Source organism: Paenibacillus sp. J22TS3 (assembly GCF_018403205.1).
GTDB classification, from domain to species: Bacteria; Bacillota; Bacilli; order Paenibacillales; family Paenibacillaceae; genus Fontibacillus; species Fontibacillus tuaregi.
Genome location: NZ_BOSF01000005.1, coordinates 110,854 through 129,636, shown reverse-complemented (window position 1 = coordinate 129,636; position 18,783 = coordinate 110,854). Strand labels below are relative to the sequence as shown.

The window sequence follows — 18,783 nt, the reverse complement described above, 5'->3', positions numbered from 1 at the left end:
AATCTTGAATTACAGACAAGCTGCAGTCCTTACTAAGAAAACCACCCGTCATTCACATATTTCAACATGAATTACGGGTGATTTTGTTATTCCCATCGAAGCCTGTTGAGGTAACCAATCCGGTTAATAGGCTCTCGATTTTTTAAATTGAGGATTTTCTTGAGTCACCGAGTTAAAGGTTGCGATCTAACAAAATCCCTGTCTGTTCTGCTATGACACGGGGGGAAACAGACATTCCATTCCTGAACCACCACTCAACGGCTCCTACTACGGCTGCACCAAAAAATTGTAGGATAACTTCTTTATCTAAGCCTTGATTTTTCCCTTCGGTTACATCGACTTCAACCTCATACTCTTGGACGACTAAGTCAAGGAACCGGCTGCGAAAATGAGCTGCACTTTTCGTGGTTAACATAATTGAAAAAAACAGATGATGCTCTGCAAAATATTCGAACCAGATATAATTTCCTTCTTGAAAGCTCATTTCAGATGCAGATCGGCAAAGCTCACTAAGATTATTGATGTGTTCTTCAATAATCTTATCCAGCAGGTCATATTTATCCAAATAGTGCAAATATATCGTGCCTCGATTCACATTTGCCCTGTCGGAAATATCCCGGATGGTGATATCATCAAAGTTTTTTTCTGTCATCAGTTCGAGAATGGCCTTCTTGATGGCTTCTTGGGATTTGAGTACCCTTCGATCCACTTTAGTCATGTTTAAAAGTCCTCCACCTTAAAATAATCGGCAATTTCAAATAATTTGTTGAGTAACGCACAGATTGCAAGGAAATGACCATTGTAAGCATATAGTTTCTGTATAAAATTATAAACACGAGTTGATTAAACAATCAATGTTCATTTCGAATATACAAGTTTTTGATTAGATGCTTAATATCAAGTTCTAAGGGGGAGCCCATTCATGAGAACGTGGTCTAAAGAAGAATTGAACAAAATTGCTGAGTCCGATGATCTTCATATCTCTCCTTTCCGTGAAGACGGAGTTACCTATGGTACACCGACCTGGATTTGGTCCGTTGTTGTTGGAGACTCACTCTATGTACGCGCCTACAATGGGCAGAATTCCCGATGGTACCAGGCAGCAGTACAGCAGAAGGCGGGACGAATCACGGTGGCTGGCATGACAAAGGAGGTCGCATTTGAACTGGTTGATGGCGACGAGATCGGCAACCTCATCAATGATGCGTATCGCGCAAAATACAAGGGCAGTCCATATCTCAACTCGATGATCAGTACGCGAGCCCGTTCAGCGACAGTTAAGGTTGTGCCGCGCGAAACCAATACTGATTTACGTTGATGAATCAGCTCGTTTGATATGCGTCAGGAAAAGAACAGGAGGGAAAATCATGGATTATACGAAACTAGGAAATACCGGCCTGGATGTATCCCGGCTTTGTCTTGGATGTATGGGCTTTGGTGACGCGTCGAAAGGCCATCATCGGTGGGTTCTTGATGAAGAACGGGCACGCCCGATCATCAAAAAAGCTTTGGAGCTGGGAATCAATTTTTTTGATACAGCGAATGTTTATGCTGAAGGAACAAGTGAGGAGATTGTCGGTAGTGCATTAAAGGAATACGCAAACCTTGACGAAATTGTCATCGCAACCAAAATCCATGGGCGAATGCATCAAGGTCCCAACGGCGCCGGACTTTCCCGTAAAGCGATCATGAGTGAAATCGATAAGAGCCTCAAGAGACTGAAAACCGACTATGTGGATTTGTACCAAATTCATCGTTGGGATGCAGAGACCCCAATCGAAGAGACGATGGAGGCTCTTCACGATGTAGTCAAGGCCGGTAAAGCGCGTTACATCGGTGCTTCTGCCATGTGGGCATGGCAGTTTCAGAAGGCGTTACATGTAGCCGAAAAAAACGGGTGGACTCGTTTTGTCTCGATGCAAAATCATTTAAACCTCATTTACCGTGAAGAGGAGCGTGAGATGCTGCCGCTTTGCAAGCAAGAGAAAATCGGGGTCATTCCTTATAGTCCGCTCGCAGGAGGAAGATTGGCTCGAGAAAAAACCACGCCTCGTGCCGAGACCGATGAAATTGCCAAACAAAAATACGATGCAACAGTAGATGCAGATCAGTTGGTGGTAGACCGGGTAGCGAGTCTCGCAGAGAAACATGGCGTTCGCCGGGCTCACATCGCAATTTCGTGGCTTCTCCATAAAGAGCCAGTAACTTCTCCAATTGTTGGTGCGACAAAAATATCCCAGCTCGAAGAAGCGGTTGCTGCTCTTTCCATCCGACTAACGTCAGAAGAAATTGCGTTTTTGGAAGAACCGTATGTACCGCACCGAGTCGTTGGGCATTTTTAAGTGACCGTACGTTAGTAGTAGAGCTTGCGTGAATTGATCCCATTGCACTCATATTAGAGGGAAGAATAAATGAACATACTTGGAAAATATACAAAGGAGCTTCGTTATGGATCGAATTGAGAAGAGTCAAGTCACTTATAATAAACTATTTGGCGATGGGGTATCAGCGGCATACGCTACCGATCCTGATTTTCAGGACATTCTTAGCCGCTTCATTTTCGGGGAGGTTTTTTATCAGGGGAACCTGGACGATAAACTACGCGAGCTGATTACCCTGGTCGTGCTTGCAACCAATCAAACCTTGCCACAGCTCAAGGCACATGTGCATGCCGCCCTGAACATCGGAGTTATGCCAACCGAGATCAAGGAAGCAGTGTATCAGTGCGCGCCTTACATCGGCTTTCCTAAAACGCTGAATGCTATTACGGAGGTCAACGACGTTTTCAAAGCGAGAAATATCGAATTACCTCTTGAGAGTCAGAAGCAGGTTGAAGAAGAGACGCGGTTTGACAAGGGACTTGCCGTGCAGGTGAAGATATTCCGGGACATTATTTCTAAAAATCGGGGAAATGCCCCAGACAATCAAAAGCATATTCAAGATTATCTTTCCGCCTTCTGTTTCGGCGACTTCTATACCCGAGGAGGTCTCGATTTAAAAACACGGGAGTTGCTGACTCTGTGCATCCTAAGCGCACTCGGGGGTGCAGAAAATCAAGTCAGGGCACATGTGCAGGGTAACCTAAATGTCGGTAACAACAAAGAAATGATGATTACCGCTATCACGCATTGCCTCCCTTATATTGGCTTTCCGAGAACATTAAACGCATTGAGCTGCGTAAATGAAATCATTCCGGAATAGGAAGTGCAAAACAAAGGAGACAACAACATGTTTAGAGAAACTTATAAATTAGCAAATGGTATTGAAATTCCCAAATTAGGTCTTGGTACCTGGCTGCTGGATAATGAACAAGCAGCTCAGGCCGTATCAATATGACGGTATCTCTTGGATACCGTCATATTGATACGGCTCAGGCTTATATGAATGAAGCTGGTGTAGGCGAAGCAATCCGTTCCTGTGGTGTCGCAAGAGAAGAACTGTTCATTACGACAAAGGTTGCCGCAGAAGCAAAGAACTATGATACAGTTACGCAGTCTATTCATGACTCATTAGCCAAATTGGGACTGGAATATATTGACCTTCTGATTATCCACAGCCCACAGCCTTGGAAGGAGTTTCGCGAGGAGAACCGTTACTTCGAAGAGAACAAAGAAGTATGGAAAGCGATGGAGGATGCTTATAGGACTGGCAAGGTTAAGGCCATCGGCCTTTCCAACTTCCTTCAGGATGATGTGGAGAATATACTTGCCAGCTGTGAGATCAAGCCTATGGTCAATCAGATCTTGGCACATGTGGGCAATACGCCATTGGAGCTTATTGAATTCTGCCAGAAGAATGACATCCTGGTGGAAGCATATTCGCCCATTGCACACGGTGCAATCCTTGATCATGCAGAGGTTAGGATCATGGCCGACAAGTATGGAGTATCTGTTGCTCAGCTTTGCCTTCGATATGATGTCCAGCTTGGTCTTGTCGTACTTCCGAAGACGGCAAATCCAGATCACATGAGAAACAATGCAGAGCTTGACTTTGTTATCGGCGACGCAGATATGGAAAAATTGAAGAATATTGAGCCCATTCAAGATTATGGCGAGCATAGCTTCTTTCCGGTATTTGGCGGGAAATTAAAATAAGGAGGGCCAGAGGCTGCTGATCATAACGATGTTTAAAGGAGGAGCCAAAATGGCAAAACACGAAGAGGTAAGAAACGGCGTGATTTTCCCTGTGGGGGAGAAGAATGAAGCTTTTGCACAATATTTTGTGGGACAAAGTTATCTACAGACGTTGGTTGCCGATCCTAACGTTAACGTTGGAGTTGGGAACGTAACCTTTGAACCGGGATGCCGGAATAATTGGCATATCCATCATAATGGATTTCAGCTTCTATTGGTAACCGGCGGCGAAGGCTGGTACCAGGAAGAAGGAAAAGCTGCCCAGTTCCTAAAAGCCGGTGATGTTATTGTTACCCATGATGGTGTAAAACACTGGCATGGTGCAGCAAAAGACAGCTGGTTTGAACATATTGCGATCACTGCAGGTAAACCGGAATGGTTAGAACCCGTAACGGATGAGTATTACAACAATTTATAATAAAAGATCTTAACAGCCGCGTAACTGCGGCTTTTTTGTTGTAACGAATGATATTTTTGTTAGAACCGATGGACTAGAATATGCGCCGTTCACTTCTACCTAATCTAGTTTTTGGTACCTTCACATAAATAATTTTGTCTTTTTTGTTAACGATACAGGTGAAGAGGAATTATCATAACAGGCCCCTGGTAAAAGGCCGCAGAAGGGGATATGTTTCAAATTCGCTAAATAGGTATATACATTACCATATTTCCTTGAAGGGGGACACCTGTTTTGGATGCGCAGTTTTTAGATTTATTGGCCCACAAATATGATACGGAAGAAAAAGTCATAACAGAGATCATTAACCTTGAAGCGATCTCCAATCTCCCCAAAGGAACTGAGCACTTTGTCAGTGATTTGCACGGGGAGTTTCATGCTTTTCAGCATGTACTAAGAAACGGTTCGGGCAATGTGAAAGAGAAAATCAAAGATTTATTCCGTGATGTTTGGGCAGAGGATGAAATCAATGATTTTGCGGCGTTAGTTTATTATCCAGAAGACAAGATACAACTGGTTAAAGCAGAGCTGTGCAATAAACATGCCTTGAACCGGTGGTATAGACAAACGATTGAACATATGCTTAAGCTCGTTTCTTATGCTTCTTCCAAATATACACGTTCGAAGTTGCGCAAAGCTCTGCCGGAGCAGTTTGTATATATTGTAGAAGAGCTTCTATACAAGACGGATTCGACCACCAATAAGGATCCTTATTATGAGGAAATATACCGGCAAATTATCTCCCTGGGCCAGGCTGATAAGCTTATTATCGGTCTTGCTTATACAACCCAGCGCTTGGTGGTTGACCATCTTCATGTGGTCGGAGATATCTATGACCGTGGCCCTGACCCCGATAAAATTATGGACACGCTGATCAGCTACCATTCTGTAGACATCCAATGGGGAAATCATGATGTCCTGTGGATCGGCGCTTATGCAGGCTCCCTCGTCTGCCTTGCGAACATTATCCGAATCTGTGCCAGATACGACAATTTGGACATCATCGAAGATGTGTATGGAATTAATCTTCGTCCGCTGCTGAACTTGGCGGAGCAATACTATGATGACAATCCAGCTTTCAGGCCAAAGCTGCAAGCCGGCCATAATTTATCAGAACAGGAAATTCTGCAGATTACCAAAATTCATCAAGCCATTGCCATGATCCAATTCAAGCTTGAAATCCCGATTATCAAGAGACGGCCTTACTTTAATATGTCTGAGAGGCTTTTGCTTGAGAAGATCGATTACGACAAAAATGAAATCAAGATCGGCGGAAAAACTTATCCGTTGGAAAACACCTGCTTCAGGACCGTTAATCCGCAGCAGCCTGAACAATTGCTGGAGGAAGAACAGCAGGTGATGGAGAAGCTGCTATTCTCCGTTCAGCATTCCGAAAAGCTGGCCAGACATATGAATTTTCTTATGAAGAAAGGCAGCTTTTATTTAAAATACAACGGGAATCTGCTAATCCACGGCTGTATTCCTTTGGATGAACAAGGCAACATGGAAGAGATGCAGATTGAAGACAAGACATATTCAGGCCGTCGGCTGATCGATGTTTTTGAATATTATTTACGTTATGCCTTTGCGCATCCGGAGGAGACGGACGATCTGGCTACGGATATGGTATGGTACATCTGGACAGGGGAGCGTTCCTCGCTCTTTGGGAAGAGAGAAATGACCACCTTTGAACGGTATTTTATCCAAGATAAAGAAACCCATAAGGAAAGAAAGAACCCTTATTATCATTTACGTGAAAATGAAGAGATCTGCTGGAAAATTCTGGTGGAGTTTGACTTGAATCCGGATCATGGACATATCATTAACGGCCACACCCCAGTTAAAGAAATTCGTGGAGAGAACCCGATTAAAGCGAATGGGAAAATGATCGTCATTGACGGCGGTTTTTCCAAAGCCTATCAATCCACAACGGGCATCGCCGGATATACCTTGTTGTATAATTCCTTTGGCATGCAGCTCGTCGCCCATAATAAATTTAAATCAAAAGAAGATGTGTTATGTAACGGAACGGACGTCTTATCTGTAAAAAGGCTGGTGGACAAAGAACTGGAGCGGAAGCTGGTAAGGGAAACGAATATCGGGGAGGAGCTGCAGCAGAAGATCTCAAATTTGAAGGATCTCCTGGAATATCGCTACATGAAATGAAACAGCTGAAATGAAATAATTCTGGAGAGCTAAAAAAGATAGCCAACTCAATAGAGTCGGCTATCTTTTTATGTCATATTAAGATCCGATTACCTTACTGGTATCCCGTTTCTTCTTTTCAAACCGTTCTAAATGAAGTAATTTAATTTTTGACTGCCATGTTTTGTTAACAATTCTAGCACTTAGTTAATAATGTAAATCAATTAGAACGGAGAACAGACCTGCTATGAAGTCATCGTATTTGACTCGCCCTTTTTATTTCCTATGGACAACCCAAACCGCCGCGAACGCAGCTGATGTACTTTACATTATGGCGCTTACGGTGCTGGTACTTGACCGTACTGACTCTCTCGTATCGGCAGCGCTGATGCCGCTGATGCGCAGCGGAGCCCAAATGCTGAGCAGTCTGATTGCGCCTCTATTGATCAATCGCTTTAAGTTAACCAAGCTTCTTTTGTTATCACAAGTGGGGCAATTCCTGCTGTTCGTTTGCCTGGCCATTTATTTGCAGCTTAATGGAGAGGCCTCATCGTTTGTCTTGGTATTTGCGCTCGTATTCGTGATGTCCTTTCTTGACGGATGGACTACCCCGGCTCGAAATGCACTTATTCCGCGTCTGGTGACGCATGAGCAAGGCCTGCTTAAAGCCAACGAACTGCTTAGCGTTAGCGATCAGGTCGTACAATTCGCGGGTTGGGGACTAAGCGGCGTAGTGGTTGCATTTATGGGAGCTGGGCACACTTTACTGTTAACGGTTGCCATTTATGGCTTAGCGGCGGTATTCACACTGGGCGTTAGAGAACCGGCGAATTCGGAAGTCGAAAGCATGGGATTAAGCGCGGTGCCATCTGACCATACATCGGCTCAAGGCGCATCTAGATGGCATGGGCTAACCGAGGGCTGGAAGATGATATGGAAAATGCCTCGCCTGCGGGTGCTTACGTTTATGGACATCATTGACATGCTCGGTGGTTCAGTGTGGGTAGGTGCCTTTACACTTGCATTCGTTCAAGTCGCACTTGGACAAGGTGAAGAATGGTGGGGCTTCATTAATGCCGCTTATTTTGCAGGTACAATTGGCGGAGGGCTGTTGGTGCTGACGCTGACACGGATCATAGGTAACCGCTATCTCGGAACCATGATGATTGGCATGGCGGGTTACGGGGTTCTGACCGCACTTTACGCACTCAACACACAGCCTTCTATTGCCCTTATTTACGTTATATTGATGGGGCCTTTCGCGGAGCTCTCCGCTATTAACCGGCGCACCCTGATTCAGCGCAGTGTAACCAGACTGTTGCTGCCCAAGGTGTTATCTGCTCAAGCTTCACTTTTACATCTAGTATTTTGCATTTCGTTATTAGGTATGGCAGGGCTTGCCGAATACTTCGGGATCGTAAATCTCTATCTGTTCGCGGCCGGCCTGACCATGCTGGCGCTCGTGGTAGGCTTGCTTAGCCTCCGAGCCTTCCGGGACCAATCTGCACATGATAATGTGTCTACAGCTTCTTGAGTGGACAATTTACCCTGCTTCAGACATAAGAACAAAACCAGCAAAAATTTCAGGATATAAGCAAAAAAATGGCCAACTCACAGGAGTTGGCCATTTTTTACGTAGAGGTGATATTTATTGCTCTATATAAAACGAACTTTGGAATATACCGATCGCAGCGCTCCTAAAGGGTAACCTTCATAAGTTCATTTTATATAATCTTAAATTGAAGCTTTTTATTTTGTACTATCAATTGAATGCAACTCAGATGATCCAAGGTGTAATAGAATATCACGCAATTGATTTTGCTGTTCCTTACTAAGATGCTCAAGTAAATTTTCCGACACTTCCACCATGACTTCTTCTGCCTTTTCAATATGAGGCTTTGCATGATCTGTGAGCTGAAGGATGGTAGCACGACGATCGGATGGATCGGGGTTTCGCACAATAAAATGCTCCTTCTCCAGTGCATCGATAAACTGGGTAACCGTCCGAGCCTTAATCCCCAGTTTCTTAGCAAGTTCATTCATTCTTATGCTGCCAGCTGAGGAAATCTCCATCAGAACGCGTAGTCTGGGACCGGTTAATTCATCTGGCATGCCGTAGGCTAATAATCCTTTTTCGAATTGCTGCTGAAGATAATGAGTCGTTTTAAGCAGCAGGTGTATTAAGTCATGTGCTGACAGCTCTCCATTGGCAGATGATGCTTCAAAATCAGTCATAAATCCTCCTTGACGTTAAATTAAATAGAGAGTATACTCACTTTATCGCGAAATTGATGAGTATACTCATTATGTTTTTACTCCATATTTATCATTTTACTTCATTCCAAGGCTTGTGTACAGGGAGGTGTTATTTAAATTATCCGGTCCACCATATTGAAGGAGGAATTGATCAATCATGGCCGATGAAACAATCGCACGCCAGAAACAATTTTCAATTCGCAGCATATTGCCTGCATTATTAGCCATTTTAACCGGAATGCTGCTCGTCATGCTGGATAGTACCGTTATGAATGTAGCGATTCCACATCTTGAAAAAAGCTTTCAAACAGATCTAAAGACGATACAGTGGGCGATTAGTGGATATACCCTTGCTTTATCTGCTGTAATCCCTTTGGCAGGCTGGTTTTCAGACCGCTTTACAGCAAAAAAAGTGATCCTAACTTCCATTTTCCTATTTACAGGTTGCTCTGTACTATGTGCAATTGCCGTTACACCCTCGCAGTTAATTTTGTTTCGAATTCTGCAAGGAATAGGCGGAGGCATGATCGCTCCAATCAGTATGGCGCTTTCTTTCAAACTGGCCCCTCCAGATAAAAGAGGCTCCGTAATGGGGATATTAGGGCTGCCTATGTTAATTGCTCCTATTGCAGGACCTGTCTTGTCGGGATGGCTTTTAGAGTATATGAACTGGCAGTGGATTTTTCTCATTAATGTTCCTATCGGTATATTTACACTTGCTTGGGGTGCAAAATTCCTTCCAGATTCCAATGTGGAAAAACGTATCCAATTGGATATTTGGGGTGCCATTTTGGCTCCACTGTCATTCTCTTCTTTGATTTATGGTGTGCATATTGGCGGAAGCGAGAATTGGGGCAATCCTTCCTCTATTATTTTTATCATTTTGGGGTTAATTCTTTTAGTTATTTTCATCCTAGTCGAAATCAGAAAAGAAAAACCGCTGCTTGAACTTCGTTCCTTTCGTTCTCGAGAATTCAGCAAAGGCGTGATCTTAACCTGCTTGAACTGGATGGCATTAGCCGGATCATCTTTGTTAATCCCGTTATATTTACAGCAAGTTAAAGGATTTACACCATTTGAATCAGGGTTGGTTGTCATCCCTCAAGCTATTTTATCGTTCACCGGGATGGTGATTGGCGGCAAATTGTTTGATAGATACGGTGTAAAGCCTGTGGTATTTACAGGACTTGTATTGCTGACGACTGCTTTGGCAGGTTTATCGGCAATTCAGGAACCAAGCAGCCTGTATCTATTGATCGGCTGCATCTCTATTATGGGTCTTGGGCAGGGATTGGCAACGATGCCGCTCAGCACGCATGTTTTGAAATCTGCTCCAGAGAAATTTATAAGCAGAGTTACTCCGCTTACCACATCTGTTCAACAAGTTTTTGGCTCCTTTGCTATTGCAGCTATGTCGGGATTTTTAACAACCCAAATTCAGAATCATTCGGCTCAGATCAATACAGATTTGCCAGGGGCACAAGTTGGGGCAATGGCAGCAGGATTCGGTGATACGTTTTTCCTGTCCATGATACTAGCTATTTGTGGTGTAATCATGAGCCTGTTTTTGCGAAAGTCAGAAATGAAATCCAAAAAAATAATTGAAAAAGGATGATTTCGTATGGCAAATGTACTTTTTTTAAGCATTCCCTCACATGGACATGTAAATCCTTCATTAGGGTTGGTAAGCGAACTAGTCAGACGCGGTGAAAAAGTGATTTATTTTTCTTCCGAGGATTTCAAAGAGAAGGTTGAACGAACAGGAGCAATATTTCAAAAATATAACGAAGATTTGAACATTTTCAAAATGGAGGGAATGGGCGGGCTGCTTGATTCACTTAGCAGAATAGCCAAAGCAAGCACTTCTATTGTTGATGATATGTTCAGCAAAATTGCAGGTGTAAAATTTGATTATATGATTTATTCTGCGGCCTTTCCGTTCGGTAATGTGGTGGCGAAAATTTTACAAATTCCCTCTATTTCAACCTGGCCCGTGTTTACTGGACTCAAAGAAATTCTAGATGACCAGCATGAGGAAGATGATGATCAGATTGCACCATTTCAAGAGATACTTGGCTCCTATCAAGAGGCTTCCAGCACCTTAGAAGCAGCTTATTCCATTAATTTGCCAGATAATATCATGCATCTATTGTTTAATCGGGGGGATATGAACCTTGTTTATACATCGGAATATTTCATTTCCGAATCAGACCGGGAATTTCTTGAACAATTTTTTGACGGTAAGCTTACATTCATCGGACCTCCCGTTTATGATCGTCATGAAAATTTAGATTTTCCTTTTGAGAAATTAGCAGGAAAGCAGGTCCTATATATCTCACTTGGTACCGTATTTAGCAGTTCCAACCTCGCTCTGTATGATATATTTTTCAAAAGCTTTGCGGATTGGGACGGGGTTGTTGTAATGGCCGCTCATAATGTAAATTTGACGCAATTTGAGATCCCTGATCATTTTATCGTCAGAAATTACGTCCCACAATGTGAAATCTTAAAGGTTGCCAATGCGGCCATTACCCATGCGGGTATGAATACAATCAGCGATCTGATGTATTATCAGGTGCCTTTTGCAGCGATTCCTCTGGGGGCAGATCAACCGAAGATGGCCCGCAGGGCTGAAGAATTAGGAGCAGCAATTTACCTTGATGCCCAAACCCTTACTCCTGAAAATGCAATTGAACAAGTTATGAGTGATTCAAGCTACCTTGAGAACATGGGGAAGATCAGTGATTCCTTTAAATCAGCCGGGGGTTATAAAAAAGCGGTTGATGAGATTTTTATGATGAAAAAAGAAACAGGCATTGAGGGGTGATCTAAATGAAAGGCATCATACTAGCGGGCGGATCAGGAACTCGTCTATATCCACTAACAAAGTCTGTGTCCAAGCAAATTCTTCCGGTTTATGATAAACCTATGATTTATTACCCTTTATCAATCCTCATGTTAACGGGGATTAGTGAAATATTAATTATTTCTACACCAAGAGATATTCTTCTTTACCAAGAGCTTTTGGGAGATGGCACCCAACTCGGTATTTCCCTTCAATATGCGATCCAAGAACAGCCGAAAGGGCTAGCGGAGGCATTTATTATCAGTGAAGCCTTTATAGGTTCGGATTCGGTCTGTATGATCCTGGGAGACAACATTTTCTATGGACAGGGCATCAGCGCTACCCTTAAAAAGGCTGCTCAAAGGCAAGAAGGCGCTACGATTTTTGGCTATTATGTAAAAGATCCTAGAGCCTACGGGGTGGTTGAATTCGATAGTGAAGGCACTGCCATTTCCATTGAAGAAAAACCGCAAATGCCAAAATCGAATTATGCCGTACCGGGATTGTATTTCTATGATGATCATGTAGTTGAAATAGCCAAGCAGCTTCAACCTTCTGCACGGGGAGAGCTGGAGATAACGTCCGTGAATGAAGCCTATATGCAGCAAGGAAAACTCCATGTGCAGCTGCTGGGGAGAGGTGTCGCGTGGTTAGATACGGGGACAATTGAATCCTTAATGGAAGCCAGTAATTATATTGAAGCCATTCAAAAAAGGCAGGGATTGTATGTAGCTTGTATTGAGGAAATTGCCTTTCGGAACGGATATATATCCAAACACCAGTTATTAGAATTGGCTAAACCGCTAAGTAAAATTGATTATGGCCAATATCTCATAAGTATTGCTGAATGACATCCAAATATATTTAGTCCCACGTATCAAAACAAACAATTTGTTATATCAAATAAATGTAAATAAAGGTTGTTAATGTTATTTAAACCGGATATACTAGCAGTGTAAGCGCTTGCTTTAGTAGATTTATACTTCTAGATTTCCCTGCCGCTGTGCCAAACCAACATAAAGCGAGGTGATTTCCGTCCCGATTGTGAGCTCATTGATGATGCAGGTCAGATCTTCTTTAAAGTGTCTATGACGTTTTCCCAATATGAAGAGGAGGGAACAAGATGCTGAAAAAAGGACTATGCGTAATCATCATGATCAGTCTTATGATTGCTTTAATTCCTGTCAATCAGGCGAGTGCAGCTCCAAACTGGAAGCTGGTATGGAGTGATGAATTCGACAGCAGCACGCTGAACCGTTCCAACTGGACTCCGGAGATTGGTACCGGCAACGGTGGGTGGGGGAACAACGAACTTCAATACTATACGGATCGGTCGCAGAACTTGCAGGTTACCGGAGGAAATCTCGTAATAACGGCAAGAAAAGAAGCTTACGGCGGAATGAACTACACCTCGGCACGAATCAAAACGCAGAACCTCAAAACCTTTACGTACGGAAAAATAGAAGCTAGGATCAAGCTGCCTTCAGGACAAGGCCTGTGGCCGGCGTTTTGGATGCTGGGCAGCAACTTCGACACGGTTGGATGGCCATACTGCGGGGAAACGGACATCATGGAGCGGGTCAATAACAACCCCTTTGTGAACGGCACCGTCCACTGGGATGCGGGAGGGCAAGCAGATTACGGCAAAGAATCGGGCAACCTTGATTTTTCCCAATACCATGTGTACAGCGTCGAATGGGATTCGAAGTATATCCGCTGGTTCGTTGACGGACAGCAATTCAATGAGTTCTATATCGAGAACGGTACCGGCAACACTGAAGAATTTCAACGGCCGTTCTTCCTGCTCTTGAACCTGGCGGTCGGCGGCAACTGGCCGGGTTCTCCGAACAATTCGACACCATTCCCGTCCCAGATGCTCGTGGACTATGTCCGTGTGTATCAAGACAATGGCCAGTCCAGTACGATCAGTAACGGAGTCTATACCTTGGCCTCCAAGGTTAGCGGAAAAGTGATGGATGTCACCGACGTGTCCATGGCAAGTGGCGCCAAAATCCAGCAGTGGACGAATTATACGGCCAGCAACCAGCAATTCCGGATCGAAAGCACAGGTGACGGCTATTACAAGCTTACTGCCGTACACAGCGGCAAAGTTCTCGATGTGCCGAATTCATCAACGGCGGCCGGTGTCCAGCTGCAGCAGTGGGATGACAATGGAACGAACGCGCAAAGGTGGAGAATCGTTGATGCCGGCGGGGGCTATTACAAGCTGGTTTCCAAAGTTAACGGGCTCGTCGTTGACGTATCCGGTTCATCCACAGCGGATGGGGCGGCCGTTCAGCAGTGGACAGATAACGGCACAGATGCCCAGAAATGGGCCTTAACCAAAATCAATTAAGGCACAAATCAAAAGCAGCGGTTTCCGCCAAAACGGAAATTTGCTGCTTTATTGTTATTTAAGTGATTTTTTGATTAATGTAAACATTCGTGAGGCGAAATCCCACTTCTCTATAATATTAAAATCCTGATGATCTGAAGGATGAGGGGTGAGCAATAGTCCAACGTTCATTAACTCACTACCCGAATAGTAGGAATTTAGTTCTTCAACATAATAAATTTCTTCAGGACACAAGGCGGTTAGCCTTAGCCGCCAATACGGTTCATTGGGGCGAGAAAGTACCTGGTACCAGCCAACCAGTGCCTGATCTGCGTTGTCATCTACAGTCATCCAGGCGATTTCATTGCCTTCAAAAGGGCTTTGGAGCCTGTAGAACGTGCCCTTAGAAATTAAACGGCGGTATCGCTTATATGTTTGTATTTGCTCCTTAATGATCTTACGGTCTGAATCTGTAAGTTGTAGAGGATTCAGTTCGTATCCCAATACACCGAAGAAGGCGACATGCCCCCTCGTTTGCAGCGGCGCGGTTCTGCCTATCTGATGGTTTGGAATAGAGGACACATGTGCGCCCATCGTGCTAAGTGGGTATGCCATCGAAGTGCCGTACTGAATTTTTAACCGCTCGATAGCTTCACTATTATCGCTCGTCCAGGTTTGAGGGGCATAGTACAGCATCCCCGGGTCAAACCTACCGCCACCGGAAGCGCAAGATTCAAACAGAATCTTAGGGTGCTTGGCGATGAGCTTGTCGTACAAGGCATACACACCCATGATGTAGCGGTGAAAAAATTCTCCTTGCCGGTCACTTCCAAGACCCGAGGAATAAGCTTCTGAGATACAGCGGTTCATGTCCCATTTTACATACTCAATATTGGCCGAAGAGAGTACTTCATCCATTAGATCGAAGAGATAGTTCACCACCTCAGGCTGGGAAAAATCTAAAACATATTGGTGCCTTCCTTGTTTGCGTGTCCGACCAGGAGCGCCAACTACCCATTCCGGATGATCCCTATGAATGTGGGAGTCTGGACTCACCATCTCAGGCTCGAACCACAGTCCAAATTTCATGCCAAGCCGATTGATCTGCTCTGCCAGATAAGATATTCCATTCGGCAGCTTGTCCGGATTCACAAACCAGTCGCCGAGGGAAGAGGTATCATCGTTTCTGCGACCAAACCAGCCATCGTCCAAGACCATTAATTCGATACCAAGTTCGCTTGCTTGTCGGGCTATTTCAAGAATTTGTTGCTCCGTAAAATCGAAATAAGTGCCTTCCCAATTGTTCATTAGCACGGGTCTCTCCAGCTCTGCCCAATTCCCGCGAATCAGGTGTTTATTATATAAACTGTGGTATGCCTGGCTTACCCCGTTAAAGCCACGGTCCGAATAGACCAATATTGCTTCCGGTGAGTAAAAGCATTCACCAGGGTTAAGCGTCCAGCAAAATTTATCGGGGTGAACCCCGGCCTGAAGTCGGGTGATAGAGTATGCGTCAACCTCTGCCAAAGCTAGGAAGTTGCCACTGTAGACCAGATTCACAGCATATGCTTCTCCCCAGTGCTCCTGAGTCCCTGGTCTGCAGAGTAGAAGAAACGGATTGTGCACATGACTGCTAATTCCTCTAGTGCTGCCTATCGCTTGGATTCCCGGACGAATCGGTCTGCGTGACAAATGGCGTTCCCTGCCCCAGGCACCAGATAATTGAATGATTTCAAATTCGGAGTCGGGGAGATCTAAGCTCGCGCTCATGAGACGGTTTACCCTTATTGGATCTTCTCCAAGATTAGTTATAGATACCGATCGTGCAATGACCGGCAGGTTATTGAAAATGGTGTAGGTAAGTATAGCGGTTGCTCCGGTTAAGTCGTCAGTTAATGTAATCCGGAGTGTTTGGGCATCCTGCGAGTCCTTGCAGAAGGTGGCTGGCAGGTTGGGGATGTACGGCTTGCCAGCAAGCACCTCAAACGAACTGTACCTAAATTCCATCACATGCGATCCGTCTTCCTGGAGAATTTCTACGGCAGGCTCTCTGAAATCGCCACTCCCTGAAGAAGGAAACTCCTGTTTAATACTTTCGAGGGAGTGGATCAAATCTCCTGTGAACTCACCGACTGACACCGGTCGGTAGCTTCGTTCAATGAACCGATCGTAATGGTCCAAGTACTTGATCGATTTGCCGTAATATAGATGCTCCAGCTGCCCATTTTCCATAACACGAAATAGGTAACTGCAATAATCATTGGTTAAATGGAACGTCAATTCCTGTTCATTGATCTGAATATGGGTTAAGTTTGGATGATGGGCATACAAATTCAAGAGAAACACTCCTTTAAAGATTGGATTCAGCCTGATCTCTACATATTAAATTTGGCAGGAGGAGACGTTTCTGGTTGATAAGTCGTGTTGGGCAGTCTTCTTCGGACCTCTTGGACAACTCTACTGTTCATCTTCTCCGTCAGTTCATAATTCTTCATTGGAAATATGGCGATAAAGGTGATCAGCCCGGGAACCATAGTAAGTAGAAGCGTCAGGTCATGGGATTTAGATTAACAAAAGCCGTAGCTTTAATATATAATTTTTCTTAAGAGAAACATGGCAAAAACAAAGATAGAACAAAACCAAAGCCGTCTCGATTGTTTTTTGAAAGGTGTGTGGTGATTCTTAATTTATGCTATATTAAGTTTCAGTCTTGTGTTGTCATAAAGGGTGAATATGCTGAAACGGAGGTTAACCATGGGGGAGAATATGACACAATTTGTTGATACAAGAACGAGCACAAAACATAAAAATATTTCGGATCTGATCTTGTACAACTGTGGCACTGAACTTTGCACACCTAAACAGGATTTTGGCCCCATCGCAAGGGATTTTAATCTAATTCACTTTGTTTTAAAGGGAAAAGGAGAGCTGATATTGGGGGATGAGACCTACGAAATTGAGAAGGGACAGGCCTTTTTAATTCCTGCAAATCAAGTGGCGTATTATCAAGCCGATGAGAAGCATCCCTGGGAATACTGCTGGGTGGGGTTTATGGGCATTAACTCCGAAATGTACCTGCACAACATCGCTCAAGGCCAGGATCATCGATATGTCATTGATGTGGATGACATTGCTTTTTTTCATTCGACTATAGATGAAATGCTTCGGATAGGAAGTCGTAATACATTTGCCTCCTCATTGGCTATTCAAGGGTACTTATACCAAATCCTTGCGAGACTGGTGCATGAATCAGGAGAACCTTTTGAAAAGGAAAAGATTACGTACTCTGTCCAAGCGATTAATTATATAGAGAAAAACTATAATTCTGGAATACAAATCAACGAAGTTGCACAGTATCTCGGCGTTCATCCCAATTATTTGACAGCTCTCTTCAGGCAGGAAACGGGTGAAACGCCAAAGCAGTACTTAATGAGAATCCGGATTAAAAAGGCATGTGAGCTATTGCAGCAGACTAACTATTCCATCCAGGTTGTATCCAACTCCGTTGGTTATTCGGACCAACTGACTTTTTCGCGTGCCTTCAAAAATATGATAGGGATATCTCCAAGCGATTACCGGAGAAACCACATTTGATTTTACTATATTGTTCTTAAAAAAAGTCGCTGTTGAAATCCGAGGTTTCTTGTTATCGTAAAGCTGAAGGTCTTTCTTGTATAGCATTTTTAACAATAGGCAAAAGAGACCTCACTTTATGAGAGGAGAAACTACGCGTGAATGCAATAATCGCTTTTATTCCAGCCTTAGGCTGGGGATTCATGCCGATTGTGGCGCATTTGACCAAAGGCAGCCCCCGCGAGCAGTTAACGGGAACTGCTTTCGGTGCTGTTTTGTTCGCATTATGCCTTTATGGGTACTCGCCTACGTCCCTGCAACCTATATCATTTATCGTGAGTTTTGCTTCTGGTGTATGTTGGTCTGCAGGCCAGGGTCTTCAGTTTCAAGCATTTCAAAGAGTAAGTGTCTCCAAGGCAGTTCCTGTCATTTGTGGATTGCAGCTAACGGGGACAACCCTATTTGCGGCTTTTATTCTAGGGGAGTGGAACACCAGTTTTCAGTTCATTATCGGTCTGTTGGGACTTTGTTGTATTCTGACGGGCGTTGCACTGATGAGCTTTCGGAAGAAATCTGGCGATTTGTCCGGAAATTTGCCTCCTCAACTCGTAATCATACTGGCTTGTTCAAGCTTGGCATTAACGTTGTATGTAGTAATAAATCAAGTATTTCAAGTCTCAGGTTTATCGGTAATCCTTCCGCAATCGCTTGGAATGCTGTGTTCCGCGCTTTTAATCAACGCGATGGGGAAAAAGCCACTGCGTCCTTTCCAGATTGCAAGTAACTTGTCAACCGGACTTATATGGAGCGTGGCAAATCTGGCCTTGTTCATTTCTAACGGGCTAATTGGTGTAGCAGCAAGTTTTCCTATCTCTCAGGTGAGCATTGCTATATCCTGCATAGGAAGTATTTTAGTGTTTAGGGAAAAGATAAGCTCGAGGCAGTGGCTTGTTATATTGACAGGGGTAACCATGATGCTGCTTGGAGTAGGACTAATAAGCCTGTTAAAAAAATGAGATGACAAAAGATCCCTGAGAAT

At 44.0% G+C, this 18,783-nt stretch carries 16 protein-coding genes; 13 read left to right on the top strand and 3 right to left on the bottom strand.

From position 1 onward, the window contains the following. Positions 1–172: 172 nt before the first annotated feature. Positions 173–718, bottom strand: a complete 546-nt coding sequence (locus KJS63_RS16995) for a TetR/AcrR family transcriptional regulator (RefSeq protein WP_213620197.1) — start codon at positions 716–718, stop codon at positions 173–175. A gap of 204 nt (positions 719–922) precedes the next feature. On the opposite strand from KJS63_RS16995, the gene KJS63_RS16990 reads away from it, so the two are divergent. The 7 genes from KJS63_RS16990 (at position 923) to KJS63_RS16960 (ending at position 8,269) form a co-directional block, all read left to right on the top strand. After that, positions 923–1,318 (top strand): DUF2255 family protein, encoded by a 396-nt coding sequence (locus tag KJS63_RS16990; protein ID WP_068617975.1) that lies wholly within the window; start codon positions 923–925, stop codon positions 1,316–1,318. 49 nt (positions 1,319–1,367) lie between these two features. Further along, positions 1,368–2,342: an aldo/keto reductase gene (locus KJS63_RS16985; protein WP_213620196.1), complete on the top strand. Its 975-nt coding sequence runs from the start codon at positions 1,368–1,370 to the stop codon at positions 2,340–2,342. 106 nt (positions 2,343–2,448) lie between these two features. Further along, entirely contained in the window at positions 2,449–3,201 is a 753-nt protein-coding gene (locus KJS63_RS16980) for a carboxymuconolactone decarboxylase family protein (RefSeq protein ID WP_213620195.1), read from the top strand. A 131-nt stretch (positions 3,202–3,332) separates the two neighbouring features. Further along, positions 3,333–4,094, top strand: coding sequence for an aldo/keto reductase (locus KJS63_RS16975; protein WP_244862661.1), 762 nt, complete (start codon positions 3,333–3,335; stop codon positions 4,092–4,094). A 49-nt stretch (positions 4,095–4,143) separates the two neighbouring features. After that, complete coding sequence (locus KJS63_RS16970) at positions 4,144–4,551, top strand: cupin domain-containing protein (protein WP_213620194.1); 408 nt, start codon at positions 4,144–4,146, stop codon at positions 4,549–4,551. 273 nt (positions 4,552–4,824) lie between these two features. Next, positions 4,825–6,756, top strand: coding sequence for a fructose-1,6-bisphosphatase (locus tag KJS63_RS16965; RefSeq protein ID WP_213620193.1), 1,932 nt, complete (start codon positions 4,825–4,827; stop codon positions 6,754–6,756). A 226-nt stretch (positions 6,757–6,982) separates the two neighbouring features. Continuing rightward, positions 6,983–8,269: an MFS transporter gene (locus KJS63_RS16960; protein WP_213620192.1), complete on the top strand. Its 1,287-nt coding sequence runs from the start codon at positions 6,983–6,985 to the stop codon at positions 8,267–8,269. Positions 8,270–8,484: 215 nt separating this feature from the next. On the opposite strand, the gene KJS63_RS16955 is transcribed toward KJS63_RS16960, so the two are convergent. Continuing rightward, positions 8,485–8,970 carry a MarR family winged helix-turn-helix transcriptional regulator gene (locus KJS63_RS16955; RefSeq protein ID WP_213620191.1) on the bottom strand — a complete coding sequence of 162 codons (486 nt, stop codon included), beginning with the start codon at positions 8,968–8,970 and terminating at the stop codon, positions 8,485–8,487. A 178-nt stretch (positions 8,971–9,148) separates the two neighbouring features. Here KJS63_RS16955 and KJS63_RS16950 point away from each other — a divergent pair, with 178 nt between their 5' ends. The 4 genes from KJS63_RS16950 to KJS63_RS16935 all read left to right on the top strand — a co-directional run bounded on the left by KJS63_RS16950 (position 9,149) and on the right by KJS63_RS16935 (position 14,192). Further along, positions 9,149–10,606 (top strand): MDR family MFS transporter, encoded by a 1,458-nt coding sequence (locus KJS63_RS16950; protein WP_213620190.1) that lies wholly within the window; start codon positions 9,149–9,151, stop codon positions 10,604–10,606. Positions 10,607–10,612: 6 nt separating this feature from the next. After that, entirely contained in the window at positions 10,613–11,818 is a 1,206-nt protein-coding gene (locus KJS63_RS16945) for a macrolide family glycosyltransferase (RefSeq protein WP_213620189.1), read from the top strand. 5 nt (positions 11,819–11,823) lie between these two features. Next, positions 11,824–12,687 carry a glucose-1-phosphate thymidylyltransferase RfbA gene (rfbA, locus tag KJS63_RS16940; RefSeq protein WP_213620188.1) on the top strand — a complete coding sequence of 288 codons (864 nt, stop codon included), beginning with the start codon at positions 11,824–11,826 and terminating at the stop codon, positions 12,685–12,687. A 272-nt stretch (positions 12,688–12,959) separates the two neighbouring features. Further along, positions 12,960–14,192, top strand: a complete 1,233-nt coding sequence (locus KJS63_RS16935; protein WP_213620187.1) for an RICIN domain-containing protein — start codon at positions 12,960–12,962, stop codon at positions 14,190–14,192. Positions 14,193–14,246: 54 nt separating this feature from the next. Here KJS63_RS16935 and KJS63_RS16930 read toward each other — a convergent pair whose 3' ends face one another. After that, positions 14,247–16,403: an alpha-galactosidase gene (locus KJS63_RS16930; RefSeq protein ID WP_213620453.1), complete on the bottom strand. Its 2,157-nt coding sequence runs from the start codon at positions 16,401–16,403 to the stop codon at positions 14,247–14,249. A gap of 522 nt (positions 16,404–16,925) precedes the next feature. Between KJS63_RS16930 and KJS63_RS16925 the strand changes: the two genes are divergently transcribed. Further along, a complete protein-coding gene (locus tag KJS63_RS16925) occupies positions 16,926–17,765 on the top strand; it encodes an AraC family transcriptional regulator (protein WP_213620186.1) in 840 nt (279 codons plus the stop codon). Between the two features lie 137 nt (positions 17,766–17,902). Beyond that, on the top strand, positions 17,903–18,760 hold the full coding sequence (locus KJS63_RS16920) for a GRP family sugar transporter (RefSeq protein WP_213620185.1): 858 nt from the start codon (positions 17,903–17,905) through the stop codon (positions 18,758–18,760). Positions 18,761–18,783 lie beyond the last annotated feature (23 nt).

What these genes read in the sequence shown, in the direction of transcription:
- rfbA (WP_213620188.1), top strand. Translation starts at nt 11,824, where the DNA reads ATGAAAGGCATCATACTAGCGGGCGGATCAGGAACTCGTCTATATCCA.
- KJS63_RS16935 (WP_213620187.1), top strand. Translation starts at nt 12,960, where the DNA reads ATGCTGAAAAAAGGACTATGCGTAATCATCATGATCAGTCTTATGATT.
- KJS63_RS16960 (WP_213620192.1), top strand. Translation starts at nt 6,983, where the DNA reads ATGAAGTCATCGTATTTGACTCGCCCTTTTTATTTCCTATGGACAACC.
- KJS63_RS16990 (WP_068617975.1), top strand. Translation starts at nt 923, where the DNA reads ATGAGAACGTGGTCTAAAGAAGAATTGAACAAAATTGCTGAGTCCGAT.
- KJS63_RS16955 (WP_213620191.1), bottom strand. Translation starts at nt 8,970, where the DNA reads ATGACTGATTTTGAAGCATCATCTGCCAATGGAGAGCTGTCAGCACAT.
- KJS63_RS16930 (WP_213620453.1), bottom strand. Translation starts at nt 16,403, where the DNA reads ATGGAAAATGGGCAGCTGGAGCATCTATATTACGGCAAATCGATCAAG.
- KJS63_RS16945 (WP_213620189.1), top strand. Translation starts at nt 10,613, where the DNA reads ATGGCAAATGTACTTTTTTTAAGCATTCCCTCACATGGACATGTAAAT.
- KJS63_RS16995 (WP_213620197.1), bottom strand. Translation starts at nt 718, where the DNA reads ATGACTAAAGTGGATCGAAGGGTACTCAAATCCCAAGAAGCCATCAAG.
- KJS63_RS16970 (WP_213620194.1), top strand. Translation starts at nt 4,144, where the DNA reads ATGGCAAAACACGAAGAGGTAAGAAACGGCGTGATTTTCCCTGTGGGG.
- KJS63_RS16985 (WP_213620196.1), top strand. Translation starts at nt 1,368, where the DNA reads ATGGATTATACGAAACTAGGAAATACCGGCCTGGATGTATCCCGGCTT.
- KJS63_RS16950 (WP_213620190.1), top strand. Translation starts at nt 9,149, where the DNA reads ATGGCCGATGAAACAATCGCACGCCAGAAACAATTTTCAATTCGCAGC.
- KJS63_RS16980 (WP_213620195.1), top strand. Translation starts at nt 2,449, where the DNA reads ATGGATCGAATTGAGAAGAGTCAAGTCACTTATAATAAACTATTTGGC.
- KJS63_RS16975 (WP_244862661.1), top strand. Translation starts at nt 3,333, where the DNA reads ATGACGGTATCTCTTGGATACCGTCATATTGATACGGCTCAGGCTTAT.
- KJS63_RS16925 (WP_213620186.1), top strand. Translation starts at nt 16,926, where the DNA reads ATGGGGGAGAATATGACACAATTTGTTGATACAAGAACGAGCACAAAA.